Here is a 4,387-nt window from a genome sequence, read left to right as displayed (position 1 = left end):
CACCACTGCCCCCGGCGCGGGACCCGCGCCGGGGGCAGTGGTGGTCAGTTGTTGGCGAGGGTGGCGCGGATGGCGTCGGCGACCTGTTCGGCGGTGGCCGTGGCAGGAGCGAGGTTGTGGTCCACGACGTGCCAGTCGTCCATGCAGCAGGAGTCTTCGACGCTGGCCTGCCAGTCGTGGGGGAGCTTGCAGAAGCAGCGAGGGCGGGACACGGTGACCGTGTCCCGCCCTCTTGGGTTTGAGCGGAGGGTTTATACGTCTCTTTCGTCCGTTGAGGCCCACTGCGGAAGGCGACGTTCGCTGAACGCGCGCATGCCTTCGGCCGCGTCATCAGAGGCGAAGCCGGGCGCGGCCGCAGCGTAGGACGGGCAGCGACGCAGTGGATCTCCCGGTAGTGCCGTCGTCGTAGCCCGGTCCCGGCGAGACCCTGAGCTCCGTCCGATGGAGACGTTGCTGATCATCACGGCTGCCGCCTTGCGGGACTGCGGCGCGGGCGTGCTCATATCCCATCCCGCGTACCGGCTCTCCGTGCCGCCCGAGGAACCGTGGCAGTCGGCGTGCCCGCTGCGCCGCCGGGGACACCTACGGGCCGAACACTCTCGCCGTCGCCTCCGCCATGGCCGTGGTCCGTGCGCTGCTGGCGGCCGCCACCGGGCCCGCCCCGAGCTGGTGGTCTGGCTGCTGTTCGTCTCTGCCGCTGTGCTCCTCGCCACCGTCGACTTCGCGGCACACCGGCTGCCGACGCACTCACCCTGCCGCTCGCTGTGGTCGCGCTTGCCCTGCTCGGCGTCGCCGCAGTGCTGCCCGGCGCCGGCGGCAGCTACGACCGCGGTGGTATGCCCTGGGTTCGATGGGGTCGGGTTCTTGGGGAATTGACTACCCATCGGCCATCGAGGCCGTCATGCACTCCGCTCTGGGCAACAAAAAGTCCGACCGACAGCGCCGCCGACGACGAGGCCTATAGCAATCGGCCCTGTCGTGAGTACCTGCGGCGTCGGGGCGTCCGGCACACCATCCCGGAGAGGACCGACAGCCAGGCCGCCCTCCTGCGCAAAGGCTCACGCGGCGGATGGCCCCCGGGCTTCGACGAAGAGCGGTGCAAAAAGCACAACACCGTGGAACGGCTGCATCGCTCAGAGAGGCGGGGGCCGCGGGCCTCGATTCCCGGCCGAGCGGGCGAAGGAATCGAGGTGGTGAAACCGAGGCGCGCCACTGTCGCTCCACCGCAGGGGTGAAGCGTTGGCCACGTGCCCTCGGTGTTGATCCTTTGACCAGCCGTTCGTGCATATGCAGGACGGCAGTGCGGAAGGAATGTGGCCGAAACCTCTCCCTAGGACTTACTCGTTAGGCGGACCATGCATCCGGAATTCGATATCAGCCAGCGAGGGTCAGATGGCTGGACGGTCGTGGAGATCCGCGGCGAAGCCGACGTGTTCACCGTGCCGCGCATCCGCGAGCACGTGGTCAAGCTCATCGAGCAGGGCCGGTCCCGCTTCATCGTCGACCTGCGGAGGGTGACGTTCATGGACTCGACGGGCCTTGGCGTTCTCGTCGGCATCCTGAAGCGCATCCGTACGCACGAGGGCGATCTGAGACTGGTGATCACCAGGCGGGAGATCCACAAGATCTTCCATCTCACCGGCCTGCACCGCGTCTTCTCGATCTACGACTCGCTGGACGATGCGCTGACGCCACCGTGAGGTGTTTGCAGAACTGGCGCGGTTCAGGCGGCTTGCACGCCATCCACTGCTCCGTGACCAGGCCACGATGCCCTCAGCGACCGAAGTGCGGGAACGTGGCACTGGGCTCTTTCATCAGCACCGTCCGTCGACGCGCCGCAACGCTGAGCCGGCAACAGGCGTCCGCCTGCGCACCGTGGCGGACACCCCAGCGGGGGTTCTCGCTGCCGAGCCAGATGATCAGTTCCGCGAGGCGAGCGGGTAGAGCATCCGAACGAGCACGAGTGTCGATCATGCCCGACCGCTGACTGGGCACATAGCACGAGGTCAGCCGCGGTGAAGCCGTTTTGAAGTACTACGGGCTCCAGCCGGCGCGGACGCTGCGGGAGTAGCCGAGTTGCTGCAGTTCACGAAACAGGCGGCCGCCGTCGGTGCAGTCCTCGCTCCACCGCTGGTTGAGGTAGGCGGCGTAGCGGACCACGGCGCGTCCGCCAGAGCCGCGGGGTGATGAGCATGTCCTCCACACGGTCCGCGTGCGCGTAGCGGCGTACCGTCTTGCGGTCCAGGCCGAGCCGGTCAGCGATGCGCCTGATGCGGACTCCCTTGCCCCACAGGTGTGCACGTCGGCGTACTGCTGGCGTACCGTCGCCGCCCGCGTGCCTTCGGGCAGCACCACGTCGGCGTCATCGACGAGTACCGGCGAGCATCCTGCCGCAGGTGGACACATGGCTTGATCAACAGTGCGAACCAGGGTTTCCCCGCGGGGTGGGGATGTCTTGCTCGGTCCAGATGCATTTGCCGTCGCGGTGGTAGCGGGCGCCCCAGCGTCGGGCGAGGGCGGCGACGAGTTGCAGGCCGCGGCCGCCCTCGTCGGTGTGAGCGGCGTGGCGGATGCGCGGGGTGCTGAGGCTGCCGTCGTAGACCTCGCAGGTCAGGGAGCGACTGCGCAGCAGGCGCAGCCGGATGGGGCCCTTGGCGTGCCGGATCACGTTGCCGATCAGCTCGCTGGCCAGCAACTCGGTGGTGATCGCGAGGTCGCCCAGTTGCCAGGTGGTCAGTTGTGCGCGGACGAATTCCCGGGCCTGTCCGGCCGCGCGGGGATCCTCCGGGAGGATGCAGGAGGCGACATCACCGGCGTCGATGGCCCGCGTGTGGGCGATCAGTAGTGCTGCGTCGTCATTCGTGCGGCCATGGTCGGGCAGCAGGGCCGAGACCACCGTGTCGCACAAGTCCTCGAGGTGCTGGACGTCGTCGGCCTCGCCCGGTGAAGTGAAGGTGAGCACCGCATGCTGGGTGAGGATCTGTTGCAGTCTGGCCAGACCCTGGTCGATGCCCTGGGTGGCGGATTCGATGAGCCCGTCGGTGCACAGGACCAGCAGGCTCTCCTCAGGCAGAAGCAGTTGGTGCGTTTCGAACGGTGGCTCGGCAGCCCCGAGCGGCGGGTCCGCGATCAGGTCGGGCCTGTGGACGGTGCCATCGGGATGGACGACGACCGGCGGGGGATGACCGGCCAGGGAGAACGAGCACATCCGGGTGATCGGGTCGAAGACGGCGTACAGGCAGGTGGCGTAGCACTCCTGGCCCAGGTCGCCAGCCAGGTCGTTGAGACGGCTGAGTAGCTCGTCAGGGGGAAGGTCCAGTTCGGCGAGGGTACGCACCGCGGTGCGTAGCTGGCCCATGGTGGCCGCTTCGGGAATGCCGTGTCCCATGACGTCGCCGATCACCATGGCGACCCTGTCCGCGGACAGCGGGATCACGTCGTACCAGTCGCCGCCGACTTGTTCGCCCCGGCCCGCGGGCAGATAGCGGGCGGCGGCGCGGGCGGCAGGCAGGCGGGGCAGCGTCCGGGGAAGCAAGCCACGCTGCAGCCCCTGTGCGCGGGCGTGCTCCACGTCGTACAACCGGGCCCGCCCCAGCGACTGGCCGGCCAGACCGCTCAACGCGGTCAGCAGCGTGCGCTCCTCGTCGCTGAAGGAGCGTGGCTGGGCGAAAGACACCAGACACATGCCGATGGAGCGCCCGGAGGCGATCATGGGCAGGAACGCCCAGGCGTTCTTCTGGGCCGCCGGCGGGATGTGCTCCAGCGCTGGATAGCGGCGGCAGTACTCTGAGGCTGATTCGATGAACTGGGGCGTACGAGTCCCCAGCACATCGGTGGCCACGGCGTAGTCGGCCACGGGGATCCCATCGAGCAGGCTGAGGAATTCCTGTGGGTATCCGGCGGAGCCGACCACACGCTGTTGGCCGCCTTCGAAGACCCAGAATATGAGCCCGTCGGCCCCGAAGGGGGGCAGGACGTGCGCCGCAACGGCCTGTACCACTTCCTGGGAGGTAAGCGCCTCGGCGAGTGCCGAGGTCAGTTTGCCCATCCGGACCGTCTGCTCAGAGCCGGCCGGTGAACCACGGACGGGCAGCCTGCCCGGCAGGTCCTCCAGGCCTGCAGCGGCCCATTCCGCCACCGAATGCAGAAAGGACCGCTGCACCTCATCCGGCTCACCGGACCCTTCCATGATCACGGACAGCACGCCTATCGGCCCATCGGCACCGGGAAGGGGTACCGCTGCCGTGCCGGCTGCACCCATGCCCAGGCTGTCCCCACCCACCCAGGCATACTCACCGCGCCGCATGGCGTATGCGGGCGCCACGTCCTGGTCATCGGAGAGATCCGCCCACGCCTCGGCGCTCTGCGCGGCCAACCCGCTGGCCGC

The 4,387-nt window shown here is 68.5% G+C and carries 3 protein-coding genes and 1 pseudogene; 1 reads left to right on the top strand and 3 read right to left on the bottom strand.

Annotation, left to right across the window (positions count from 1 at the left end):
• The first annotated feature begins 1,355 nt into the window (after positions 1 to 1,355).
• Complete coding sequence (locus tag BZY54_RS48085; protein WP_086731546.1) at positions 1,356 to 1,700, top strand: STAS domain-containing protein; 345 nt, start codon at positions 1,356 to 1,358, stop codon at positions 1,698 to 1,700.
• Positions 1,701 to 2,034: 334 nt separating this feature from the next.
• On the opposite strand, the gene BZY54_RS54925 is transcribed toward BZY54_RS48085, so the two are convergent.
• The 3 genes and pseudogenes from BZY54_RS54925 to BZY54_RS48080 form a co-directional block, all read right to left on the bottom strand.
• Positions 2,035 to 2,160, bottom strand: a complete 126-nt coding sequence (locus BZY54_RS54925) for a hypothetical protein (protein ID WP_279634784.1) — start codon at positions 2,158 to 2,160, stop codon at positions 2,035 to 2,037.
• Positions 2,161 to 2,203: 43 nt separating this feature from the next.
• A pseudogene (locus tag BZY54_RS55780) lies at positions 2,204 to 2,299 on the bottom strand (hypothetical protein); the annotation flags it as partial.
• A 114-nt stretch (positions 2,300 to 2,413) separates the two neighbouring features.
• The coding region (locus tag BZY54_RS48080) for a SpoIIE family protein phosphatase (protein ID WP_107420026.1) at positions 2,414 to 4,387 on the bottom strand (1,974 nt) is incomplete at its 5' end.

The sequence above is a fragment of the Streptomyces carpinensis genome, from assembly GCF_002154505.1.
In the GTDB taxonomy this organism is placed as follows: Bacteria; Actinomycetota; Actinomycetes; order Streptomycetales; family Streptomycetaceae; genus Streptomyces; species Streptomyces carpinensis.
Note: the sequence above shows the minus strand (reverse complement) of the source record. Positions and strands in the feature narration are given on the sequence as shown.